We start from the raw sequence: 23,216 nt of genomic DNA, 5'->3' as shown, positions 1-23,216 counted from the left end.
TATTCGTCTACAATAATCTGCAAATAAACGAGTTATACTATTCATTAATCCAAATGTAGGAAAATTCTTTATAATTAGGTCCTATATTTGTGTCTGATGAAAATATTATTTCAAATCCCAAATCGATGAAGAAAAGCTACTTTTTTAAACAAAAATTACTATTAACGCTTGTAATTGCATTACAATCTATAATAGTATTTGGTCAATCAGAACCATTTCAATGCGATTTTAATGCCTACCTTTTTCAATATAATGATATTTATGCTGTTGATTTAGCATCAGGTGGATCCTATATGGTAGCTGAGGATATTACTCCTGGTAGCATTAATGCGGCAGCTTACAATTCGGCAGATGGTTATATCTGGGGTTATTTATCATCCCCATCTTCATCCATTGTTCGTATTGGTAAAGATTTTGTTCCAGAAATCTTTACTATTGCTAATTTGCCAGATACTAATAATAAATATGTTGGCGATATTTCTATTGATGGTATGTACTATCTACGTGCAGGCGGGTCTACGTATTATGCTATTGATTTAAATCCGGAGTCTAATAATTATTTAGAATTTGTAGGCTCATTTACGCTAAGTGCCAATATTAGTATTCACGATTGGGCCTTTAATGCTGTAGATGGTAAGCTTTATGCTGTCGAAAAAGGATCTAATCATTTATATAGAATAACAGCTGAAACAGGAGCTGTTGAGGATCTTGGGGAAGTGCCCATACTTGCTGGTTTAAACTATACCTATGGCGCTGTGTATTTTGACTTAGATGGAAATTTTTACATATCGGCCAATCAAACAGGATCTATATATAAAATAAACAATGTACAATTGGCAGGTGCAAATGTAATAATCTCAAATATATTTGCATTCGGGCCGGCAAGTGCTAGTAATGATGGTGCTCGCTGTCCAACAGCACCTGTACCTCAAGAAGACTGTATTAATGGTTTAGATGATGATGGTGATGGATTGGTAGATTGTGATGATCCAGCCTGTTCAGGAATAAGTTTATGTCCTGTAATTACTGAAACTTCTGGCGCCAATGATGGTGGTTTAGAAAGTAATGACAGATTATCTAATTTAATTAATAAGCGTAATTTTGAAAGAGCAAGTACCAATTATAAGTTTGATAAGCGTACTGCAAAAACCATTAAGAAAGGTTTTGGCTATAAAAGAAAAGGAAGCTATACCAGTAAAGAAATTCCATTAAATACGCTTGTTCCATTAGGAATAATTGGCGAAACTTCTACTATTGAATCATCTCCCGCAGATTTATTGGCACTTACAAATGCCTCGGATATTTTCTCTGTAGATTATTTAAAAGACACCGAAACTATTAGTGCATTAATGGTGATTAAGACTGATAATAGTGTTTATGAGCATAGTAAGTTTATTTGTGACCGATTTTTAGGTGCAGAATTACTATCCGTATCAACCATTCAATTGCGTGAAAAAGATTTTATTAAATCTATAATTAAACAAGCGGATGGAAGCATTGAATTTGCTTTGACTTTTTCGGCACGTGTAAATGAAAATGATGATTTTGTTTTAGAATCGCATTGGAATATTGATGCTTATGCTCCAAATACATCTTATTACAATTTTCAAATATGGTCCAACTCTGTTGATGATTTATTAAAATTGGGTGATGAAATTTTAAACTTACTAGAAGTTAATGGTGCTATAGCTGATTATTTCAGTTCTACGCCACCACCTGTATTTGTGCGGAGCGCAAGTTATGACAAAGGAAAAATCAATTTAAACATTGTAAACAATAATTACAGTACTTCTATTTCTATGAATGGAGGAATGAAAGTAACGGAAACAAGCGGTACAAATACCTTGAGTATAACTACGCCTATCGATGGAAAAGTGGAGTCTTTAGCTGTAGAAACAGGTGCTATTTTCGATTTTGGATTTAGAATTCAGAATGAAAAGGGTGACACACCAGATGATTTATTCGTGGCCGATGCCCCTTGGGGATTAGATGATTCTGCTGAAAACACCAGTACAACCAACTATGAAGTATTGCAAAATGAAGGAATGTATGAATATAGTGGTTATAGAATTGAGCGAAATGTACACATTCAAGGTACAACCTCTAATTATATAGGGGTTTACAGAGCATTAACGCCACGTTTTAAGGCTGTGGACTTATCTGCCTATGAAAAATTAACGTTCCATGCATCCGGTACTGGCGCATTAGATGTAAAATTAGTTAAAGGTGATGGAGCTTATTATACTGCGAGAGTAGAACTCTCTCAAGAAAATCAAGAATTTAATATACTTTCATCAGACTTTAAAAATGATTCTAATATTGCTGCGGACTTCACCGATATAAAAGTGATTCTTTTTAATATGCCTTCAACTGATAGCTCAGTACAAGAAAAGGAACTGTTTTTAACAGATATTGATTTTAATAATAGATCAGAAATTGAGGAAGAACCTATTGTAGAAGAGGAAACAAATACGAAAGCTTTGGTATATCCAAACCCACTTATTTCTACAACTAACTTATATTTTACAGCTAAAATTAGGGGAGCATTCACCCTCGAGTTATTTACTATAAATGGAATGATATTGGGTAATCATACCATACAAGGCACAAGTGATGTAGGGCAGAATGTTGTGTCTATTGCGCGTAAAGATTTAAATCCAGGCGTTTATTTCTATAAATTAACTACTCGAGAGCAAATTTGGAGTGGTAAAATAATGGTGCAATAAGGAACAATTCATTAAGAAAAAGCAAACTTGTATGGAACTACAAATTTTTGAGAAGAATGGAACGTTTAAAGTGGTTGGAAATATCAATCATAAAACGGTAGCTATTTTTCAGTCCCAATTGGAACAGCGTTTATTGCAATTAAAAAGTGTAACCTTAGATGTAAATCAGATTTCGAGTATCGACAAGGCAGGTATTAAAGCTTTGCGAAGTTTATACAAAAAAGCATTTTTAATTGGAAAATCGTTTTCAATTATAGGTTACGGGTGTAAAGATATTTATAACGAATTCAGAGCTACGAGGTAAGAGTTTTATTTTAATTTGAACGTAAAAGTCCATTTGTAAACCAAATGGACTTTTTGTTTTATGTCTAAAGATTATTGTTTCTCAATCCAAAGGCGTGCATTAACAAATGCTTGTAGCCATGGAGAAACTTCATCATTTCTGTCTGATGGATAGTATGCCCAGTTCCAAGGGAAAGTAGAACGCTCAAAATGTGGCATGGTCACTAAATGTCTGCCTGTTTTATCACAAAGCATAGCCGTATTATAATCACTGCCATTAGGGTTAGCAGGATATCCTTCAAAACCGTATTTTGCAACTATAGCATAGTCAGATTCTGCAAGTGGTAAGTTAAATTTTCCTTCTCCATGAGAAATCCATACCCCAAGTTTTAATCCTTCTAATGAGGAAAGCATAACAGAATTGTTTTTCTGAATTTCTACTGATGTAAAATTACTTTCGTGTTTATGCGAGTTGTTATACGTCATTTTACCATGCGTATGGTGTTCAGGATTGATAAGATCTAACTCCATAAATAATTGACAACCATTGCAAATCCCAACAGATAATGTATCTGGTCTTGCAAAGAAATTTTTTAAGGCAGCATTGGCCTTTTCATTGTATTTAAAGGCTCCAGCCCAACCTTTTGCACTGCCTAATACATCAGAATTAGAGAAACCGCCAACAGCGCCTATAAACTGTATGTCTTCTAAAGATTCACGACCCGAAATTAAATCGGTCATATGAACGTCTTTTACATCAAAGCCGGCTAAATACATAGCATTTGCCATTTCACGTTCAGAATTACTTCCTTTTTCTCTTAAAATAGCAGCTTTTGGCCTTTTTCCTTCGATTTTTGGTAGCTTTCCTTCAAACCCAACTGGGAAAATATAATTTAAAGGTTGCTTTTTATAATTATCAAATCGGTCTTTGGCTAAACCATTTGCTGTTTGTTTAGAATCTAACAAATAGGAAGTTTTAAACCAAGTATCACGTAATGAAGAAATGTTTAAGCCCATTTCCATGCCACCATTTTTAATGGTTAACATGCTTTTAGTGGTTACAGATCCAATTTTCTTAAAATCAATTTTAGCATCACTTAAAACTTGTTCTAATTTGGTATTGTCTTTTGCTTGAAAAACAATACCGGCATTTTCAGAAAATAATAATTTAATAGTATCTGATTCACCTAAATTAGATAAGTTTAAATTAGCACCCAAATTTACATCTGCAAAGCACATTTCTAATAAGGTAGTGATGAGTCCACCAGACGCAACATCATGACCTGCAACTATTTGTCCTTCTTTAATTAACGTTTGAATAGTATTGAAAGTATTTTTTAAGTATGCAGCATCGGTTACGGTTGGAGCTTCATTACCTATTTTATTCATAACCTGAGCAAATGAAGATCCACCTAATTTATAAGCATCTTTTGAAAGGTTAATGTAATAGATAGCTCCTCCATTTTTCTGTAAAACGGGCTCAACAACTTTTGTGATATCATTACAATTTCCTGCGGCCGAAATAATTACGGTTCCTGGAGAGATGACATCACCATCTTTATATTTTTGTTTCATAGAAAGGGAATCCTTTCCGGTTGGAACATTTATTCCTAATTCAATTGAAAAATCGGATACGGCTTGTACTGCTTGGTACAAACGTGCATCTTCACCTTCATTTTTACAAGGCCACATCCAGTTTGCAGATAAGGAAACAGATTTTAATCCGTCTTTCAATGGTGCCCAAATAATATTTGTAAGTGCTTCGGCAATACTATTTTTGCTCCCTGCGGCAGGATCAATTAATCCAGAAATAGGGGAGTGACCAATTGAAGTGGCAATCCCTTCTTTTCCTTTGTAATCTAAGGCCATTACACCACAATTGTTTAGGGGTAATTGTAAGGGTCCGGCACATTGTTGTTTGGCAACTTTACCACCCACACAACGATCTACTTTATTGGTTAGCCAGTCTTTACTTGCAACAGCTTCTAGTTGCAAAACTTGATCTAAATAATCATGAAAAAACTCCAACGAATACTGTGGATTATCATAATTTCTCGCAACAGTTTTATCTGTCATAATCGTTTTTGGTGAACTTCCGAACATGTCTTCAAGAGCCATATCCATTGGTTTTCCCCCTGTGTTCTTAGATTCAAAAGTAAATCTATGATCTCCGGTTACATCACCAACTTCATACATAGGAGAACGCTCACGATCTGCAATGCGCTTTAACAAGTCAACATCGGTTTTACCAATTACTAATCCCATACGCTCCTGAGATTCATTACCAATAATTTCTTTAGCAGAAAGCGTTGGGTCACCTACTGGAAGTTTGTCTAAATCTATTTTCCCACCTGTTTCTTCTACCAATTCGGATAAACAATTTAGATGTCCGCCTGCACCGTGATCATGAATAGAAACAATAGAATTTTTATCGCTCTCCACCATACCTCGAACCGCATTTGCAGCACGTTTTTGCATTTCAGGGTTTGAGCGTTGTACCGCATTTAATTCAATAGCAGCGCTAAACTCGCCAGTATCAGCACTTGAAACGGCAGCTCCACCCATTCCAATTCGGTAATTATCGCCACCTAGAATAACAATTTTATCTCCAGTTTCAGGTTTATCTTTTATGGCTTGGTTTGCTTTGCCGTAGCCAATACCACCAGCCTGCATGATTACTTTGTCATACGCCAATCTACGATCATCTTCGGTATGTTCAAATGTCAATACAGAACCTGAAATAAGGGGTTGACCAAATTTATTTCCAAAATCAGACGCTCCGTTTGATGCTTTTATTAAAATATCCATTGGTGTTTGGTATAACCATTGGCGTTCTGGCATGTCGTTTTCCCATTTACGGCCATTTTCTAAACGAGAGTATGCGGTCATATACACTGCAGTCCCTGCTAAAGGCAGAGAGCCTTTTCCACCAGCTAATCTATCTCTAATTTCGCCACCAGCTCCAGTAGCAGCACCATTAAACGGCTCTACAGTTGTTGGAAAATTATGTGTTTCTGCTTTTAATGAAATAACAGATTCAAAGTCTTTTTCTTCATAGAAATCTGGTTTATCTGCACTTTTTGGTGCAAACTGTACCACTTTTGGTCCTTTTACAAAGGCCACATTGTCTTTGTAAGCAGAAACAATATCGTTATGATTTTCTTGCGATGTTTTCTTTATAAGTTTAAATAAAGAAGTTGGCATTTCTTGGCCGTCAATCACAAAAGTGCCATTGAAAATTTTATGGCGGCAGTGTTCCGAATTAACTTGACTAAAACCAAAAACCTCTGAATCGGTAAGTTTTCTACCAATTTTTTTTGATAATTGGTTTAAATAATCAACTTCTTCTTCGTTTAAGGCTAAACCTTCTTTTTGGTTATATGCAGCAATGTCATCAATTTCAAGAATAGGTTTTGGTGTAACAGCAACAGTAAAAATATCTTGATGTAAACCATTAAACTTTTGAGAGAGCATAGGGTCAAAATCTTTGGCGCTCTCTGTTGTAGCAATAAACTCTTCAATTCTGATGATGCCATCAACACCCATATTTTGAGTAATCTCAGTAGCATTGGTGCTCCAAGGTGTAATCATTGCAGCGCGTGGACCAACAAAAAAGGCGTCAAGAGACGCCGCGTTTATTTTAGGTTGGTTGCCAAACAACCACGATAATTTTGAAATAGTTGAGTCTGAAAGTTCGTTTTTGGTTTGTACTGCAAAAACTTTACTGGTGCTATCCCCGAAAAAGTGAATCATGTGCGTTCTAGATTGTTCGTTTTAAGAAAGCACAAATTTACATTTTTTTGAGGGATTTTTTTTCTATAAAAGTTAACAGATTTTCGAAGAATTGTTGATTACTTTTTTAATGCTCTTATGATTTTTTATCAGCCGATTTCTCTAATAAGGCCATGTAAAAACCATCATAACCACTCTCAGAAGCATAAATTTTGTTTTCTTTTACCAATTTAAAATCTTTGCCTTCTTCTGAAGCTAAGAACGATTTTACCTGATCGTTATTTTCTTGTGGTAATATAGAACAAGTAGCGTAAACCATTTTACCTTCTGGTTTTAACATTTTGCTATAGCTACGTAAAATCTCTTGCTGAGTTGCTTTTATTTTATCTAAAAATTCTGGTTGCAACTTCCATTTTGCATCAGGATTTCGGCGTAAAACTCCTAAACCTGTACAAGGCGCATCAATTAATATACGATCTGCTTTGCCGTATAGCTTTTTAATTACTTTAGTAGAATCTATAACTCGTGGTTCAATGTTAAAAGCACCATTTCGTTTTGCTCTACGTTTAAGTTCTTTTAACTTATTTTCATAAATATCCATGGCAATTAACTGACCTTTATTTTCCATTAAGGCAGCAATATGTAAAGTTTTTCCTCCTGCGCCTGCGCAAGTATCTATAACTCTTTGTCCTATTTTTACGTCTAAAAATTCTGCTACTAATTGTGATGAGGCATCCTGTACTTCAAATAAGCCATTCTGGAATGCATCTGTTGTAAAGACATTTGCACGTTCTACAAGCTTTAAAGCATCTTTATAGCCTTGAATAGGCTCACAATCAATTCCGTTTTCCAGTAGGTTTTTGCGTAACTCTTCTTTGGTAGTTTTCAAAGTATTGGCACGTAAAATAACTTCTGCTTGCTCGTTTAGGGCATGTATTTCTTTAGTCCAACGTTTTTCACCCAGAGATTTTTCACCTATTTCATCGATCCAATCTGGTATAGATTCTTTAAATTTTCTAATCTTAGATAATTCATCAAATCTACCTTTGATTTTGCGTGAAGGTACTGCCTCAATTTGTTTCCAATCTGGTAATTCTATGCCTCTTAAAACAGCCCAAACAGCAAATATTCTGAATAAATTTGGACGGGAAAATGGCGCCTTTACTTCTGCAATTTCTATATATAATCTCTTGTAACGAACAATTTCATAGGTGGTTTCCGCAATAAATCCACGGTCTCTAGCCCCCCATCTTTTATCGAACTTAAGTACTTTTTGAACTACTTTATCAGCATATTCTTCTTCATTAAAAATAAGGTTTAAGGCATCAACAACGGCAAATACCAAATTTCTATGTAGCTTCATACAGCAATTTCTTTTATTAAAGTAAAATTTAAGGGTGCAAAGGTATTGTATTAGATGTTATTCCCTTTATTTTTGACTAACTTTTATTGTATTTATGGCGCGTTGTCTATTTTACAATGCAAAGCGCTTACGATAAATTGGACTTATACCTAATTTTTTATTATGAAATACTATTTTACTACACTTGTGCTACTTCTTTTGATTTCTTGTAAGCAAGAAGAAAAAAAGAAATCATTTAGTTCGGTTAGCGTTGATACTATTTATGAAGATTCTTTGAGTATAAGAGCCATTGAACTTATAGATAACAATTTGGCTTTTAGTGCAAACAATGGTTTTGTGGGTAATATAGACTTGAATACAGGTAAAGTTTTTTCTACCAATATTGCTTACGATTCTATTTTCCCTGAATTTAGAAGTATAGCACATACAAGCAATGATGTGTTTGTATTATCCGTTGCAAATCCTGCATTGCTTTATAAAACTGGTGAGAATGGCAAGTTTCAGTTGGTTTATAAAGAGGAAGCTGAGAATGTGTTCTACGACGCCATGACTTTCTGGAATGATAATGAAGGGATTGCGGTTGGAGATAGCATGAATGGTTGCTTATCTATCCTTATTACAAGAGATGGTGGACGCACCTGGCAGAAACAGTCGTGTGCAACAGTGCCAAAAGGGATCGAAGGTGAAGGTGCTTTTGCTGCGAGTAATACAAATATTAAGATTATTGGAGATAGTACATGGATAGCCACGACCAACGGACGTATATTATTTTCTGCAGATAAAGCAAAAACATGGCGAGTGATACAAACTCCGATAATTAATGCAGCACCAACACAAGGTATTTATTCTATTGATTTTTATAACGAAAAAATTGGATTTGCCATTGGTGGAGATTATACAAAACCAGAAAACAGCAATCAAAACAAAGCAATAACGGTTGATGGTGGCGTATCATGGCAGCTTGTTGCTGATGGTCAAGAACCAGGCTATAAAAGTTGTGTTCAATTTGTGCCTAACTCGGAGGGTAACGGATTAGTGGCTATAGGGTTTACTGGAATAAGTTATTCTAATGATAGGGGAGCTACTTGGAAAAAATTATCTGAAGAGGGCTTTTATACGCTACGTTTTAAAAACGATACAATAGCCTATGCTGCCGGTAAAAGCCGCGTTGCAAAATTGAGTTTTAAATAGAAAAAATCCGTTAAATCTAAGTTTAACGGATGTACTATTTGTTTTATTTATTGTTTTTATGCTTATCGCGATACTGCTTTATTAACTGTCGTTTAAAATCTTCTTCAGAGCGCAGTAATAAAAGTGTTTTTTTAGCAGAGATAACCCCTTTAACATTCAATAAAAATTTCTTGTCCAATTCTTCTTCTTCCTCTTCATAAGCTAAATATTGACTTAATAATTTAGCAGCATCTGATTCCGACAAGTTATCGGCATCTTTTAATTTACTACGTACATCATTATAACTTTTATTACGAAGCTTTTCTCTTTCAGCTTCATAGGCGTTATAAATAGGCCAAAATGCTTGCGCCTCTTGGGTGTTTAAACTAAGTCGCTCTGTTAAAAATGCAATTTTAAGCGTTTTTATTTTATCCCAATCTGGTTTATGTTGTGCATAAAATACTGTAGTTGCCAGTAAAAACACAACCAACATAAGTTTTTTACTATTAGTCATTGCCATCTAAATTTAATTCTTCAAAATCATCAATACTGTTATTTAAATAATCAACCACATTTTCATCATTTAAATGATTGTTTATAATGTCGTTAATTTCTAGTTCATCCACAGGAATTACTTCTGCTATTTCAAAACTACTAAGGTCTACATCGTTCTCATCAAAATAATTTTCAATATCTGAGCTCGCAATATCGTCAAAGGTTATAGCTGGTTTACTATTGAAGTTTAAACCAAAATACAGCAACAAAACAGCCGCTATGGAAGCTGCGATGTAATAATACTTTTTAAAAGGATTTAATTGAATGACCTTGGGTTCTTCTGTTGCTAATTTTAAAGCTATCTTTTTGTTTAAAGAGTCAAAATAGCCCTCAGGAACTTTAAAACCTTCATTTTTAGGAGCAATAGTTTCCTCAGCTGATAATTTGTTCATCAGTTTATCAGTAAAACTATCAAAGTAGCCTTCCGGAGTATTAAAACTATTTTTATCTATTTTCATTGCTTTAGTTTGACTATCAAATTGTTAAAAGGTTTAATGCTCTTTTAAAAAGGATTCTATTTTTTTTGCAGCTAGGTGATACGATGCTTTTAAGGCACCCACCGAGGTCTCCAAAATTTCAGAAATTTCTTCATATTTCAATTCCTGAAAATATTTCATATTAAAAACTAATTTCTGTTTATCTGGCAATGTAGCTATTGCTTTTTGAAGTTGTAATTGAATATAATCTCCTTCAAAATATACGTCTGTTTCTAATTTGTTTACGAGTACTTCTTGAATTTCAGAATTCGTTACACCTAAATTTTTAGATTTATTCTTTAAAAAAGTAAGCGCCTCATTCGTTGCAATTCTGTACATCCAAGAGTATAACTTGCTATCGCCTTTAAAACCACTAATATTTTTAAAAACTTTTATAAAGGTGTTTTGTAAAACATCATCTGTGTCGTCATGATCCAAAACAATTCTACGAATATGCCAATACAGTTTTTCTTTGTAGGTATTCACCAACAATTCAAAAGCCTTTTTTTGAGTGGCTTCTGTCTTTAATTGTTCTACTAAGATGTCTTCTGATATCAAAATATAAATTTCTTAGATAGTAATAAGACCTCAAATTTATGAAAAGGTTTAATTGGTTATGCTTGATTATTATTTTACGGATCTAAAATAGATAAAGAATATTGGATATTATATTTCAAATTCACAAGTAATTGGTAGGTGATCGCTTTTAGTTAACCAAGAATCAATTTTTCCAATTTCTAAATATTTTAATGTTGTTGTGAATTCTGCACTTCCAAAAACATAATCAATATGATAAGGTTTTTCTAATTTTCGATGAAGAAAAAAAGTTGGTAGTCTTTCATTTCCTTGTATTTCATTAAAGAATTTGTGGTAAAGACTTTCTATTCCAATATGTTTCAATTCACCTACAACATCAGAATGATTCCACCATCTATCCCATTTGTCCCAGATAGCATTACTGTTAAAGTCTCCTAAGATTATACATTTTTTTAGGTTGGATTTGTTAATTTGAAGATATTTCCAAAACTGTCCTATATAGGCAAAAGTAGGAGAGTTGTTGCTGTGGTTCCATACAGCAATAATATCAAAATCATCGTTAATTCTGCATGCCAAGAAGTGTTTAACCTTGTGGTCCTTATAGTTATCTGACCATTCTAGTTGCTTTAAGTTAATATTTTTCTTAGCAAAAATTCCAATACCTTTATTTTTCGAATCGCCAATCCATAAATAATTTTCCGCCCATTCTGTATATGCAGATTGTTTTATTTTAGCTGGATTTTCACATTCTTGAATTACGTTAATATCTGCGTTTAGGGCAATTATATCATCTAATTTATTTCTTAACGCTCCATTACAGTTCCAAGTTAGAATTTTCAAGTTTTTGTATGTTTAAAAATCGCTCAAAAAATCATTACTATTCAAATGATTGCATGTTAACAAGTTTGCTATATGTTCCATCCTTAGCAATAAGCTCAGCATGCGAACCTTGTTCCACAATTTTGCCTTTTTGCAATACCACAATGGTATTGGCATTTTGTATGGTAGAAAGGCGGTGTGCAATAACAATAGAAGTTCTGTTGCGCATCATTTTTTCTAAGGCATCTTGTACCAAGCGTTCACTTTCGGTATCTAAAGCAGATGTGGCTTCATCTAAAATCATAATTGGCGGATTTTTAAGTACCGCTCTTGCAATGGATAATCGTTGTTTCTGTCCACCGCTTAATTTATTTCCACTGTCACCAATGTTGGTATTATAACCATTAGGTAAGTCCATAATAAAGTCATGAGCATTGGCAATTTTCGCTGCCGCTATAATTTCTTCATCAGTGGCATCTTCTTTACCTAAACTAATATTATTTCTAACCGTTTCATTAAACAATATAGAATCTTGGGTTACCAATCCTAATAGGCCCCGTAAAGATTCTTGTTTAAAATCTTTAATGTCGATGCCATCAATGCTAATAGTACCTTCATTTACGTCGTAAAAACGGGTAACTAAATTTGCGATTGTACTTTTTCCACTTCCGGATTGCCCAACCAAAGCAACAGTTGCACCTTTTGGTACTTTTAGTGTAAATTCTTGAAGCACATACTCATCGTCATATTTAAAACTAATGTTGTTGATGTTGACTTCAGAATCGAAAGTGTTTTTAGTTACAGCATTTGTTTTTTCAGAAATTGGATTTTCTGTTTCTAGAATTTCTAACACACGTTCTGCGGCTGCATTTCCTTTTTTAACTCCGTAAATTGCTTTACTTATTGCTTTCGCAGGAGTTAAAACGCCATAGGCTAAACTCATATAAGTAATAAAAGAAGGCGCATCTAAAGTTTTATCAACCAATACCATTTTTCCTCCAAACCAGAGCAGTACACCAATAGTTAGTATACCTAAAAACTCTCCTGAGGGTGATGCCAAATTTTGACGATTTAAGAGCTTGTTTGAAAAATTAAAAAATCGTGTGGTCGAGGCTGAAAATGTTTTATAGAATCTTGACTCAGAATTGAAAGCTTTAATCACTTTTAAACCGCCTAAAGTTTCTTCAACTACAGATAAAAACTCACCCTGTTCCCTTTGTACATCGTCTGATTGTTTTTTTAATGATTTACCTATTAAAGAAATTACATATCCGGAAACAGGAATAAAAATGAAAACAAATAGCGTAAGTTTTGCACTTATTAAAAACATTACTGCAATAGTGAAAATAATAGTAAGTGGTTCACGTACAATAAGTTCTAAAACCGATAAGAAAGAATGTTGAATTTCTAAAACATCAGAAGTTATACGAGCAATAACATCGCCTTTTCTTTTCTCTGAATAAAAGGAGATAGGCAATTCGGTTATTTTCTTATACATGGCATTTCGGATATCTTTTAAAACCCCGTTTCTAAGAAATGTAATAAAATACATGGCGAAATAATTCGCTAAGTTTTTTAAAAGGAACAAGAAAATAACAAGTCCTATTACTAAAACCAGACCTTTCATTTTATCTTCAGCAGCAAACTGTGTTACTTGATAATTCATGTAATCCATGAAATAATCTTTTAGTTTGCCTATGCCTTTATAAACAGGAGCAACGGTTAGTTGCTTGTCTTTTTCAAAAAGCACATTTAACATAGGCATTAAAGCTGCAAAGGATAATGCGCTGAATAATGCATACAATATGTTAAAGAAAATATTTAAATAACCGTAGTTAAGGTAGGGTTTCGCAAAGCGAAGAATTTTCTTGTAATACTCCATTAATTTAATTTGAGTTCGCTCAAAATACGATCTATCTTGGTGTTTAATTCTGCATCAACAGTTTGGAAATCGGCTACTTTTGCTAATGGCTTATTGGTGCTAATGTAGAATTTTACTTTAGGTTCTGTTCCACTTGGTCGTGCGGCTACTCTGGTGCCATCTTCTGTCTCATAGATCAACACATTTGATTTTGGTAAATCTATTTTTTTCTCTTCACCTGTAATTACATTTTTAGCAACCGAAGTATTATAATCTTCAATCCATTTTACTTTAGATCCGGCAACCGAAACTACAGGGTTTTCTTTAAAATCTTTTAGCATTTGTTTAATTTCTTCTGCTCCGGACATCCCTTTTTTTGTTATAGAGATTAGTTTTTCTTTGTAAAGTCCGTAAGCTGCATAACAAGCAATTAAATCATTATAAAAAGAACTGCCATTTGCTTTGGCATTTGCAGCAATTTCGCAAGCTAATAGGGTAGAGGTAACAGCATCTTTATCGCGTACAAAATCGCCCACCATGTAGCCAAAACTTTCTTCTCCACCACCAATAAAGTTAGCTTCAGGAAAATCTTTAATCATCTTACCAATCCATTTAAAACCTGTTAATGCAGTTTTGTACTCCACGCCATAAGCCTTAGCCATAACTTCCATCATTGGCGTAGAAACTATAGTTGTGGCAATAAACTCATTACCTTTAAATCCTTTGTTTTTTTGTTTGTCTAAAAGAAATTTCGTCATCAAAACCATAGTTTGATTTCCGTTTAAAATTTCCATTTTACCTTCTAGGTTTCTAACAGCAATCCCTAATCTATCACTATCTGGATCTGTACCCACAACCATATCAGCACCAATTTGTTCTGCTTTTTTTATAGCAATAGACAGAGCTTCTGGTTCTTCTGGGTTTGGCGATTTTACTGTAGGGAAAGCACCGTCAGGCTTTGCTTGTTCCTCAATTACAGTAACATTTTTATAGCCAGCGCGCTTTAGTACTTCGGGTATTGCGGTAATAGATGTACCGTGTAATGAAGTAAATACAATTTTAAAATCGTCCTTACCTTTAGCACCAAAGCTACCACGAGCAACAGACTCGTTTATAAAAGCTTCATCAACTTCTTTATCAATTAATTGAATTAAACTTGGATTAGTTTTAAAATTAATATCTTCAAAAGAAAGCGAGTTTATTTCGGCAACAATTTTACCATCTTGAGGAGGAACAATTTGGCCACCATCGGTCCAATAAACTTTATAACCATTGTATTCTGGTGGGTTGTGTGATGCAGTTAAAACAATGCCAGCATGACATTTTAAGTAACGAACTGCAAAAGATAATTCTGGTGTTGTTCTAAGTTCAGAAAATAAGAAAACTTTAATGCCGTTTGCAGAAAATACTTCAGCTACAGTTTTTGCTAGTGTATCACTATTATGGCGGCAATCATAAGCAATGACTACTTTAATATCTTCACCTTTATACGTTTGTTTTAGGTAATTGCTTAATCCCTGAGTGCTTTTTCCTAAGGTGTATTTATTTATTCTGTTGGTTCCAACACCCATTACACCTCGCATACCACCTGTACCGAATTCCATATTTTTATAGAATCTGTCTTTTAGCTCTTCTATATTGGTATCCATTAAATGTTGAACTTCTTTTCTGACATCAGCATCAAAAAAATCAGTTAACCAGGTTTTTGCGGTGTTAAGTATTGAATCCATAAATATGATGGTTTTGTTTATTTATATTTTAAAAATACAAGAATTATAGTTTTGTTGTATTCTGTTTTAGTTTATTTCTTCGGCAATTGAGTAGCGTGTTTCATTTTTTCTGGAACGTACCATAATTTCACCTAAAAATCCGGCTAAAAAAAGTTGCGTACCAATTATCATAGCGGTCAAAGCAATAAAAAATTGTGGCCTATCAGTAATTAATCTACCCGTTTTGTGAATAAATAGTTTATCTATACCCAAATATAAGGCAAAAGTAAATCCTATGAAAAACATTAAAACGCCTAAAGCACCAAATAAATGCATAGGGCGTTTGCCAAATTTAGAAACAAACCAAATGGTGATAAGGTCTAATAAACCATTAATAAAACGTTCCATTCCAAATTTTGTTTTTCCGTATTTACGCGCTTGATGTTGTACTACTTTTTCACCAATTTTACCAAACCCAGCATTTTTTGCTAGAACAGGAATGTAGCGATGCATTTCGCCAGATACTTCAATGTTTTTTACTACCGTTTGGTTAAAAGCTTTTAAACCACAATTAAAATCATGAAGTTGTACGCCAGATGTTTTACGTGCGGCCCAATTAAATAGTTTTGAGGGTAAATTTTTACTTAGTACGGCATCGTATCTTTTTTTCTTCCAGCCAGAAACTAAATCAAATTTATCTTTGGTGATTAAATTGTATAATTCAGGAATTTCTTCAGGATTGTCTTGCAAGTCTGCATCCATGGTGATGATGACATCTCCTTGAGCAGCTTTAAAGCCTGCATGTAAGGCTTGCGACTTTCCAAAATTTCTTAAAAAGCGAATACCTTTTACTTGTGTATTTACTTGGGAAAGTTTTGTAATTTCTTCCCATGAAGAATCGGTACTTCCGTCATCGATAAAAATAATTTCATAGGAAAAATTATGACTATTCATGACGGAAATGATCCAATTATGTAATTCTTTAAGCGACTCTTCTTCGTTCAGAAGAGGTATTATAATTGATATGTTCATACAATACTTCTGAAAATCTTTTCAAAAGTACGGATTAATCTAAATTTTCTGACTTTTTTAGAATAAGACCTGTAATTAATGCCGTAATAAATCCTATGAATAGGTTAAAAATTAAAATCATAGGATAGAAAAACATTATTTGCATAGATACACCACCTTCAACTTGTTCTGGGGTAAGATTAGGATTTGACTCTTCTATAGCAACTCTAACAATCTCGGAGAATTTGTCCCAAAAGTCTGGTTCAATAAAATTAGCAAGAATATACGTGAATGCGATTGATAGAATTGCCGTTACAAGTGAAGCTATAAAGCCAATCCCTAATGCTTTTTTTATAGTTAAAAAGCCATTATTTGCTTTTCTAAAATTGTAAATTGCAGCAATTACAACGCCAACAAAGATTAATATTTGTACTATATTTTTTACAGGAGATTGATCGTATAACATATCTCCAGCCATGAGCATAAAAGTAAAAACAATGCCAATTCCAGCAGCTATTACACCATAAATTAATCCGAATTTACCGGTTGTGGGTCTTTTTTCTTCCATTTTATTTAGTTTTAGGTTGTTTCTTGTTTAGTATCATTTATTACAAAAATGTTACATCTTAAAGATACTAATTTTCTAAACTCGAATAGAAGATGAAAAAAGGCTACATTTTTTCAGTAGTTTTTAATGCTATACCCGCAATTAATGAGGTAATAAAACCTATTGCTAAATTAAAAAGTAAAATAAAAGGATATGTAATCCATGCTAATTTACGTTGCGAGGCAATTTTGTTTTGTAATTGTTCTGCCGTTATGTTCGGCGTTTGTTGTTTCATAAGCATGCTATTGTACTCTGCAGATTTATCCCAAAAATCAGGCACTATAAAGTTGGTTAAAATTAGCGTGAATAGTATGGTTATTAACGCAGCTGTTAGTGCTGTAACAATGCCAACGCCAATAGCTTGGCCTACCGAAAGGTCGTTATTGTTTTGCTTTTTAAAATTAACGATTGCTAAAATTACAGGAAGAATTAATAGAACAAGACCTGTTAAAGATTTAGTAAGGGATTGGTCGTATAATTTGTTGGTGAAAATTAGCAGAACGGTATATAGAATTCCAATTCCACCTGTAATTAGACCGTAATTAAAGCCAAATTTTAGTATTTTAATTTGATTTGGTTTCATGATTATTTATTTCTTAAAATGCTACCAGTTACAAATGATATTAGTATTCCTATTAGTGAAAACTTAAGTATACTGGTAAAAATACTAAATAGGGTACTTGTTTGCTGAATACTATCGCCCTGATCCATCATCTTTTCAACATCACCACTTTTGCCATAAAGGTTAGCCCATTCTAAGGCAGTCCTTTTTTGAAATTCAGAATCTATATAGGTATCATATAAATAGGATTGTATGGCAAATAATCCACCAACAACAATCATGAACATTACCCCAATAACAAGAGCTTCGCTTAGTTGCAGTTCGTTTTCCTGGTTTTTCTTGTATTTTTTAATAAGATATACAATGGCAATTACTTCAAGAACAAAGGCAATTAAGAACGTGGAATAATATACTTTGCTATTTGCTTGTGCTAATTTTGGAATTAGATCTAAAATAATTCGTCCAACGCCAAACATTAAGGCTAGGGGAAGGACTGTTTTTTTAATGGAATTTGAGTTTGTTATTGCCAATTTTGGTTTAATTTTACACTTAATTTAGCAAAAGTAATCTTTATTATTTTCCTGTATTTAGTAGAAAATAAATTTTGTTTTATTTTTTTCTAATTAAAAATTGTCATTTTCGGAAAAAAACTTAAATTTGCACCTCCAAAAATACACGTTACAAAGTTATTTATAAAATGAGAAAAGATATACACCCACAGAATTATAGATTAGTAGCCTTTAAGGATATGTCTAATGAAGATGTTTTTATTACTAAATCTACTGCTGATACAAAAGAAACATTAGAGGTTGATGGTGTTGAATATCCATTAATTAAACTAGAAATTTCTAGAACGTCTCACCCTTTTTATACTGGTAAGGCTAAATTAGTAGATACTGCAGGACGTATTGATAAATTCAAGAACAAGTACAAGAAGTTCGAGAAATAATAAATATTTGCTTTTATTAGCAATAAAGTCACCCTCTGTTTAACTTCGGAGTGTGACTTTTTTTATTTTTACAAAAAATCTAACCAATGAATTATATACTTTTTGATGGTACTGTAAGAAATGCGCTGTTGCCTTTTACTTTTACTAGGCCAGTTGCGGATATTCGAATTGGAATATTTACCATAAGAGAAAAGTGGGAGAATTATCTAAAAAGTACAACCACTACAATTACAGAGGAATACTTATCTGAAAAGTATCCAATGGTGGAGATGGAAGAGAATGTTTTAATCAATGCTTCTTTTTTACCGAATATGGAGTTGGTTGCCATGGTAACAGAATTAACTGAAAACCAAGCAATATTTTATGGAGAGGAAGTAATTGCTTTCTATTCTAAAGATACACAAGAGGAGGTAGATTTCTCTTCCTACGAGGCTATTGAATATCAAGGAGAAATTCTACGAATAGAAAATACGTGGGATATTTTCTCTAAAAATGCCGAAGCATTGCAAGCCGATTTTGATTTTATAACAGAAGACCGTAAAAGTCAACCTATATCAAAAACAAATACGGTTATAAATGCCGATAATATTTTCTTAGAAGAAGGTGCTAAGGTGGAGTGTAGTATCTTAAATGCTACTAATGGCCCCATTTATATAGGCGCTAATGCCGAAGTAATGGAAGGCTGTATGATTAGAGGAGGTTTTGCACTTGGTGAGCATTCTATCGTAAAAATGGGAGCCAAAATTTATGGAGCTACAACTGTAGGTCCACACTCCAGAATTGGAGGTGAAGTTAATAATTCGGTTTTATTCGCCTATTCTAACAAAGGTCATGATGGTTTTCTAGGGAATTCTGTTTTAGGAGAATGGTGTAATTTAGGAGCAGATAGTAATAATTCTAACTTAAAAAATAATTACGACGAAGTTAGATTATGGAGTTATGAAACAGAGGGGTTTGCAAAAACAGGTTTGCAGTTTTGTGGCTTAATGATGGGAGATCATAGTAAATGCGGTATAAATTCCATGTTTAATACAGGAACCGTTGTGGGTGTAAGTGCCAATATCTTTGGTTCAGGTTTTCCAAGAAATTTTGTACCAAGTTATAGCTGGGGTGGAGCATCTGGTTTTACTACTTATTTGCCTAAAAAAGCATTTGAAACAGCTAAAATAATGATGTCGAGAAGGGGTGTTGAATTTGATGCTCAAGAAGAGGCAATTCTAAACCATGTTTTTGAAGAAACCAAAAAATGGAGAAATTACTAGTATGAAAAAAAAGGTTGCATTTTATACCTTAGGTTGTAAGCTGAATTTTTCAGAAACCTCTACAATTGCTCGAAATTTTCAAGAAGAAGGTTTTGATCGTGTAGACTTTTCAGAACATGCAGATATGTATGTAATAAATACCTGTTCGGTAACTGAAAATGCAGATAAGCGCTTTAAAAATATAGTAAAACAAGCACAAAAAGCCAATCCAAATGCTTTTGTTGCTGCCGTTGGGTGTTATGCGCAATTAAAACCAGAAGAGTTAGCTTCTGTTCATGGGGTAGATTTGGTGTTAGGGGCTACGGAAAAATTTAAAATAACCGATTATATAAACGACCTTTCTAAAAATGATTTTGGAGAAGTACATTCTTGTGAAATTGTTGAGGCAGATTTTTACGTAGGGAGTTATGCTATTGGAGACCGAACTCGGGCATTTTTAAAAGTGCAAGATGGCTGCGATTATAAATGTACCTATTGTACCATTCCTTTGGCAAGAGGTATTTCTAGAAGTGATACTTTAGAAAATGTATTAAAAAATGCCAAAGAAATTGCTGCTCAAGATATTAAAGAAATAGTCTTAACAGGTGTTAATATTGGTGATTACGGTAAAGGGGAATTTGGAAATAAAAAACACGAGCATACTTTTTACGATTTAGTCAATGCATTAGATACGATCGAAGGCATACATAGATTGCGAATTTCTTCCATCGAACCTAACTTGTTAAAAAATAAAACTATAGATTTTGTGGCGCAAAGCAATTCTTTTGTACCACATTTTCATATTCCGCTGCAAAGTGGTAGTGATGAAATATTAAAGCTAATGCGTAGGCGCTACTTGTCTGGTTTATATGTAGATCGCGTTGCTAGAATAAAAGAAGTAATGCCGCATGCGTGCATTGGTGTAGATGTTATAGTTGGTTTCCCTGGCGAAACAGATGAACTGTTTTTAGAGACCTATCATTTTTTAAATGAATTAGATATTTCATATTTACACGTTTTTACGTATTCTGAACGCGATAATACGGTAGCTGCAGAAATGGATAATGTAGTGCCACAGAAAGTGCGTAGCAAGCGCAGTAAAATGCTTAGAGGTTTATCTGCTAAGAAAAGACGTGCTTTTTATGAAAGTCAGTTAGGAAGCATTAGAACAGTTCTTTTTGAAGGAGAAAATAAAGAAGGCTATATTCATGGTTTTACAGAGAATTATGTAAAAGTAAAAGCACCTTGGAATCCGGAATTAGTTAATGAACTTAAGCAAATAGAACTCACTAAGATTGATGAAGATGGTTTGGTTCGGTTTAATTTTGTAGCAGAAAAAGTAGAAGTATAAAAAAAACCTCTCGAAGGGAGAGGTTTGAAGTTTTTAGATGCGAATACCAACAGGGAGCATATCTTTATATTTCCTGTTTTTTCTAAGAAATCCTGCTATTTGCGGACTTGTAGGAACCACACGCATGTTTTTTTCCTGAATGGAGTGAAGAACGGCTTCGATGAAGTCTTCTTTAAACCCTTCTCTTGTGATTTCTTCAGGAATGATCAGTTTGGTTAAGAATACTTTTCTTTCTTGTGCGGAATATTCAATCTTAGCTAAATGACCATTGACACTGGTTTCATATTGACGCAGGAAACCATTGTCTTTAATTTCTACTTCATTCATATAGTTTTGATTTTAGTTCAATAAATTAGTACCAGAACAACGTTCTCCAATTGCAATGGCTTTATGATAAGTATTAAAAATTAGTGTAATTCAAAGAAAAAATTGACAAGAGCATAAAATTAGTAAATTAATTGCTAATTTCCTAGTTTTCTGCACGTTTACTTGCTTATGACAAATTCTAAAATAGCAGTTTATTTTATGCCCGGAATGGCAGCTGCACCTTCCATATTCCAAAACATTATTTTATCTCCTGAATTATTTAATGTACATTATTTAGAATGGCATGTTCCAACGAAAGGAATTAGTATTAGTGACTATGCAAAAGAAATGTGCGACTACATAAAAGAAGAAAATCCTGTTTTAATTGGAGTATCTTTTGGTGGTATGTTGGTGCAAGAAATGGCAAAGCATATCAAAACTCGACAGGTAATTATTATTTCTAGTGTTAAATTACAGAAAGAGCTGCCTAAGAGAATGCAGTTTGCAAAATATACCAAAGTGCACAAACTACTGCCAACTGGTCTCGTAAACAATGTGGAGTTATTGGCAAAATATGCATTTGGAGAAACTGTGCCTAAACGTTTGGCATTATACGAACAATACTTATCTGTTCGAGATAAGGGGTATATTGATTGGTCTATTGATGCTATTGTAAATTGGAAAGAAAGTGGACCTATTACTAACTTAGTGCATATTCATGGCGATAAAGATGCTGTTTTTCCTATTTCGAATATAAAAGATTGTATAAAAGTGACTAATGGTACACATACTATGATTATTCATAGGTATAAATGGTTTAATGAGCATCTTCCCACAATTATTTTGCAAAACAAAAGTTCTATTTAATATCTTTGATTGGAATAATACTATTAGCTATGAAATTTTTAAAGAATACATTAATGTTTTTAGGTGTGATTTTTGTTGTGAGCACCTTAATATTTGCAGTTCAGAATACCACTGCAGAGAACCAAAGTTCGGTTAAGGAACTAGAGGATCAAATAAAGGATTCTGGTTATAAAGTTAAAGCCATTGAGATTCCTGAAGATTTAAATTTTGCAGGTGAAGACGTACCTTTTGATGATCCAGAAATTATGGAACGTGTAGATCGTGAGTTCTTAGTGAATACGTATTGGCAATCCAATGCGCTTTTATTAATGAAAAGAGCAAACAAGTATTTTCCTATAATTGAACCTATTTTAGCTAAAAACGGCATTCCAGATGATTTTAAATACCTAGCAGTTGCCGAAAGTGGATTAGACAATGTAGTTTCTCCAGCCGGAGCAGCAGGATTTTGGCAAATAATGAAAACCACAGGTAGAGAGTATGGTTTAGAGGTTAATGATAATGTGGACGAACGTTACCATATTGAAAAAGCTACGGAAGTTGCTTGTAATTACCTTAAAAAATCAAAAGAAAAGTTTGGTACTTGGACCTTAGCTGCGGCATCGTATAACGCAGGTTCTTATGGTATTCAAAAATATATGAATGCGCAAGAAGTAGATGCGTATTATGATTTGTTATTAGGTCAGGAAACTGGGCGTTATGTGTTTAGAATCTTAGCAATTAAAGAAATTTTATCACATCCAAGTAAGTATGGTTTTGATATTGCAAAAGAAGATATGTATACGCAAGTACCCACTTTTAAGGTAGAAGTGGATGTTCCTGTGACAAATTTTGCGGATTTTGCAAAACAGTATGAAATCAATTATAAAATATTAAAACGCCATAATCCATGGCTGCGTGAGCCTAATTTAAATAATAACTCACGTAAAAAGTATATTATAGAAATACCGAATAAAGGCTATTACAAAGTTTCTAAGTAAAAGAAATGTAGTAGTAAATAAAAAGAGGCTAAAACATAATTTATGTTTTAGCCTCTTTCTATTGGAATAAACTTAAAATAGCATTCTTTGAAAACTATTCTATTTTCAATTTAAG

General features: G+C 33.5%; 21 protein-coding genes. 8 read left to right on the top strand and 13 right to left on the bottom strand.

What is annotated here, in order from left to right:
* Positions 1–125 precede the first annotated feature (125 nt).
* Both B8963_RS15230 and B8963_RS15225 read left to right on the top strand, forming a co-directional pair.
* Positions 126–2,726 carry a T9SS type A sorting domain-containing protein gene (locus B8963_RS15230; RefSeq protein WP_084063066.1) on the top strand — a complete coding sequence of 867 codons (2,601 nt, stop codon included), beginning with the start codon at positions 126–128 and terminating at the stop codon, positions 2,724–2,726.
* A 31-nt stretch (positions 2,727–2,757) separates the two neighbouring features.
* On the top strand, positions 2,758–3,030 hold the full coding sequence (locus B8963_RS15225; RefSeq protein WP_084063065.1) for an STAS domain-containing protein: 273 nt from the start codon (positions 2,758–2,760) through the stop codon (positions 3,028–3,030).
* A gap of 71 nt (positions 3,031–3,101) precedes the next feature.
* Here the strand turns inward: B8963_RS15225 and purL are convergent, their stop codons facing one another.
* Positions 3,102–6,761, bottom strand: coding sequence for a phosphoribosylformylglycinamidine synthase (purL, locus tag B8963_RS15220; protein WP_084063064.1), 3,660 nt, complete (start codon positions 6,759–6,761; stop codon positions 3,102–3,104).
* A 115-nt stretch (positions 6,762–6,876) separates the two neighbouring features.
* Complete coding sequence (locus B8963_RS15215; RefSeq protein ID WP_084063063.1) at positions 6,877–8,103, bottom strand: RsmB/NOP family class I SAM-dependent RNA methyltransferase; 1,227 nt, start codon at positions 8,101–8,103, stop codon at positions 6,877–6,879.
* 162 nt (positions 8,104–8,265) lie between these two features.
* On the opposite strand from B8963_RS15215, the gene B8963_RS15210 reads away from it, so the two are divergent.
* Positions 8,266–9,294 carry a WD40/YVTN/BNR-like repeat-containing protein gene (locus tag B8963_RS15210; protein ID WP_084063062.1) on the top strand — a complete coding sequence of 343 codons (1,029 nt, stop codon included), beginning with the start codon at positions 8,266–8,268 and terminating at the stop codon, positions 9,292–9,294.
* A gap of 43 nt (positions 9,295–9,337) precedes the next feature.
* On the opposite strand, the gene B8963_RS15205 is transcribed toward B8963_RS15210, so the two are convergent.
* The 10 genes from B8963_RS15205 to B8963_RS15160 all read right to left on the bottom strand — a co-directional run bounded on the left by B8963_RS15205 (position 9,338) and on the right by B8963_RS15160 (position 17,940).
* Positions 9,338–9,787 carry a hypothetical protein gene (locus tag B8963_RS15205; RefSeq protein ID WP_084063061.1) on the bottom strand — a complete coding sequence of 150 codons (450 nt, stop codon included), beginning with the start codon at positions 9,785–9,787 and terminating at the stop codon, positions 9,338–9,340.
* A complete protein-coding gene (locus tag B8963_RS15200) occupies positions 9,780–10,286 on the bottom strand; it encodes a hypothetical protein (RefSeq protein WP_084063060.1) in 507 nt (168 codons plus the stop codon). The genes B8963_RS15205 and B8963_RS15200 overlap by 8 nt, the downstream gene beginning before the upstream one ends.
* 33 nt (positions 10,287–10,319) lie before the next feature.
* Complete coding sequence (locus tag B8963_RS15195; protein ID WP_084063059.1) at positions 10,320–10,862, bottom strand: RNA polymerase sigma factor; 543 nt, start codon at positions 10,860–10,862, stop codon at positions 10,320–10,322.
* Positions 10,863–10,970: 108 nt separating this feature from the next.
* The gene (locus tag B8963_RS15190; protein WP_084063058.1) at positions 10,971–11,681 is read right to left on the bottom strand and encodes an endonuclease/exonuclease/phosphatase family protein; all 711 of its coding nucleotides are present in this window, start codon (positions 11,679–11,681) and stop codon (positions 10,971–10,973) included.
* Between the two features lie 37 nt (positions 11,682–11,718).
* Positions 11,719–13,542 carry an ABC transporter ATP-binding protein gene (locus B8963_RS15185; protein ID WP_084063057.1) on the bottom strand — a complete coding sequence of 608 codons (1,824 nt, stop codon included), beginning with the start codon at positions 13,540–13,542 and terminating at the stop codon, positions 11,719–11,721.
* On the bottom strand, positions 13,542–15,251 hold the full coding sequence (locus tag B8963_RS15180; protein WP_084063056.1) for a phospho-sugar mutase: 1,710 nt from the start codon (positions 15,249–15,251) through the stop codon (positions 13,542–13,544). Before B8963_RS15180 ends, B8963_RS15185 begins: the two co-directional genes overlap by 1 nt.
* A 66-nt stretch (positions 15,252–15,317) precedes the next feature.
* The gene (locus tag B8963_RS15175; RefSeq protein ID WP_084063055.1) at positions 15,318–16,262 is read right to left on the bottom strand and encodes a glycosyltransferase family 2 protein; all 945 of its coding nucleotides are present in this window, start codon (positions 16,260–16,262) and stop codon (positions 15,318–15,320) included.
* Between the two features lie 34 nt (positions 16,263–16,296).
* Positions 16,297–16,809 carry a DUF4199 domain-containing protein gene (locus B8963_RS15170; protein ID WP_084063054.1) on the bottom strand — a complete coding sequence of 171 codons (513 nt, stop codon included), beginning with the start codon at positions 16,807–16,809 and terminating at the stop codon, positions 16,297–16,299.
* A gap of 103 nt (positions 16,810–16,912) precedes the next feature.
* The gene (locus B8963_RS15165) at positions 16,913–17,431 is read right to left on the bottom strand and encodes a DUF4199 domain-containing protein (RefSeq protein WP_084063053.1); all 519 of its coding nucleotides are present in this window, start codon (positions 17,429–17,431) and stop codon (positions 16,913–16,915) included.
* A gap of 2 nt (positions 17,432–17,433) precedes the next feature.
* Positions 17,434–17,940, bottom strand: coding sequence for a DUF4199 domain-containing protein (locus B8963_RS15160; protein WP_084063052.1), 507 nt, complete (start codon positions 17,938–17,940; stop codon positions 17,434–17,436).
* A 167-nt stretch (positions 17,941–18,107) separates the two neighbouring features.
* Here B8963_RS15160 and B8963_RS15155 point away from each other — a divergent pair, with 167 nt between their 5' ends.
* The 3 genes from B8963_RS15155 to mtaB all read left to right on the top strand — a co-directional run bounded on the left by B8963_RS15155 (position 18,108) and on the right by mtaB (position 20,951).
* Complete coding sequence (locus B8963_RS15155) at positions 18,108–18,359, top strand: type B 50S ribosomal protein L31 (RefSeq protein WP_084063051.1); 252 nt, start codon at positions 18,108–18,110, stop codon at positions 18,357–18,359.
* 86 nt (positions 18,360–18,445) lie between these two features.
* Positions 18,446–19,621: a GlmU family protein gene (locus B8963_RS15150; protein WP_084063050.1), complete on the top strand. Its 1,176-nt coding sequence runs from the start codon at positions 18,446–18,448 to the stop codon at positions 19,619–19,621.
* Position 19,622: 1 nt separating this feature from the next.
* Positions 19,623–20,951: a tRNA (N(6)-L-threonylcarbamoyladenosine(37)-C(2))-methylthiotransferase MtaB gene (mtaB, locus tag B8963_RS15145; RefSeq protein ID WP_084063118.1), complete on the top strand. Its 1,329-nt coding sequence runs from the start codon at positions 19,623–19,625 to the stop codon at positions 20,949–20,951.
* Positions 20,952–20,984: 33 nt separating this feature from the next.
* Here the strand turns inward: mtaB and B8963_RS15140 are convergent, their stop codons facing one another.
* Positions 20,985–21,278, bottom strand: a complete 294-nt coding sequence (locus tag B8963_RS15140; RefSeq protein ID WP_084063049.1) for a GNAT family N-acetyltransferase — start codon at positions 21,276–21,278, stop codon at positions 20,985–20,987.
* 168 nt (positions 21,279–21,446) lie between these two features.
* Here B8963_RS15140 and B8963_RS15135 point away from each other — a divergent pair, with 168 nt between their 5' ends.
* Together B8963_RS15135 and B8963_RS15130 are read left to right on the top strand one after the other, a co-directional pair.
* The gene (locus B8963_RS15135) at positions 21,447–22,124 is read left to right on the top strand and encodes an alpha/beta fold hydrolase (RefSeq protein ID WP_084063048.1); all 678 of its coding nucleotides are present in this window, start codon (positions 21,447–21,449) and stop codon (positions 22,122–22,124) included.
* A 29-nt stretch (positions 22,125–22,153) separates the two neighbouring features.
* Positions 22,154–23,101 (top strand): lytic transglycosylase domain-containing protein, encoded by a 948-nt coding sequence (locus B8963_RS15130; RefSeq protein ID WP_084063047.1) that lies wholly within the window; start codon positions 22,154–22,156, stop codon positions 23,099–23,101.
* Positions 23,102–23,216 lie beyond the last annotated feature (115 nt).

The organism is Cellulophaga tyrosinoxydans (assembly GCF_900176415.1).
Lineage (GTDB): Bacteria > Bacteroidota > Bacteroidia > Flavobacteriales > Flavobacteriaceae > Cellulophaga > Cellulophaga tyrosinoxydans.
This window is presented reverse-complemented; position numbering and strand designations above follow the sequence as displayed.

Bases quoted from the DNA above. Each gene is read 5' to 3' on its own strand.
- B8963_RS15185 (WP_084063057.1), bottom strand. From the start codon at position 13,542: ATGGAGTATTACAAGAAAATTCTTCGCTTTGCGAAACCCTACCTTAAC.
- B8963_RS15140 (WP_084063049.1), bottom strand. From the start codon at position 21,278: ATGAATGAAGTAGAAATTAAAGACAATGGTTTCCTGCGTCAATATGAA.
- mtaB (WP_084063118.1), top strand. From the start codon at position 19,623: ATGAAAAAAAAGGTTGCATTTTATACCTTAGGTTGTAAGCTGAATTTT.
- B8963_RS15135 (WP_084063048.1), top strand. From the start codon at position 21,447: ATGACAAATTCTAAAATAGCAGTTTATTTTATGCCCGGAATGGCAGCT.
- B8963_RS15150 (WP_084063050.1), top strand. From the start codon at position 18,446: ATGAATTATATACTTTTTGATGGTACTGTAAGAAATGCGCTGTTGCCT.
- B8963_RS15215 (WP_084063063.1), bottom strand. From the start codon at position 8,103: ATGAAGCTACATAGAAATTTGGTATTTGCCGTTGTTGATGCCTTAAAC.
- B8963_RS15180 (WP_084063056.1), bottom strand. From the start codon at position 15,251: ATGGATTCAATACTTAACACCGCAAAAACCTGGTTAACTGATTTTTTT.
- B8963_RS15170 (WP_084063054.1), bottom strand. From the start codon at position 16,809: ATGGAAGAAAAAAGACCCACAACCGGTAAATTCGGATTAATTTATGGT.
- B8963_RS15230 (WP_084063066.1), top strand. From the start codon at position 126: ATGAAGAAAAGCTACTTTTTTAAACAAAAATTACTATTAACGCTTGTA.
- B8963_RS15225 (WP_084063065.1), top strand. From the start codon at position 2,758: ATGGAACTACAAATTTTTGAGAAGAATGGAACGTTTAAAGTGGTTGGA.
- B8963_RS15175 (WP_084063055.1), bottom strand. From the start codon at position 16,262: ATGAACATATCAATTATAATACCTCTTCTGAACGAAGAAGAGTCGCTT.
- purL (WP_084063064.1), bottom strand. From the start codon at position 6,761: ATGATTCACTTTTTCGGGGATAGCACCAGTAAAGTTTTTGCAGTACAA.
- B8963_RS15210 (WP_084063062.1), top strand. From the start codon at position 8,266: ATGAAATACTATTTTACTACACTTGTGCTACTTCTTTTGATTTCTTGT.
- B8963_RS15200 (WP_084063060.1), bottom strand. From the start codon at position 10,286: ATGAAAATAGATAAAAATAGTTTTAATACTCCGGAAGGCTACTTTGAT.
- B8963_RS15130 (WP_084063047.1), top strand. From the start codon at position 22,154: ATGAAATTTTTAAAGAATACATTAATGTTTTTAGGTGTGATTTTTGTT.
- B8963_RS15155 (WP_084063051.1), top strand. From the start codon at position 18,108: ATGAGAAAAGATATACACCCACAGAATTATAGATTAGTAGCCTTTAAG.
- B8963_RS15165 (WP_084063053.1), bottom strand. From the start codon at position 17,431: ATGAAACCAAATCAAATTAAAATACTAAAATTTGGCTTTAATTACGGT.
- B8963_RS15205 (WP_084063061.1), bottom strand. From the start codon at position 9,787: ATGACTAATAGTAAAAAACTTATGTTGGTTGTGTTTTTACTGGCAACT.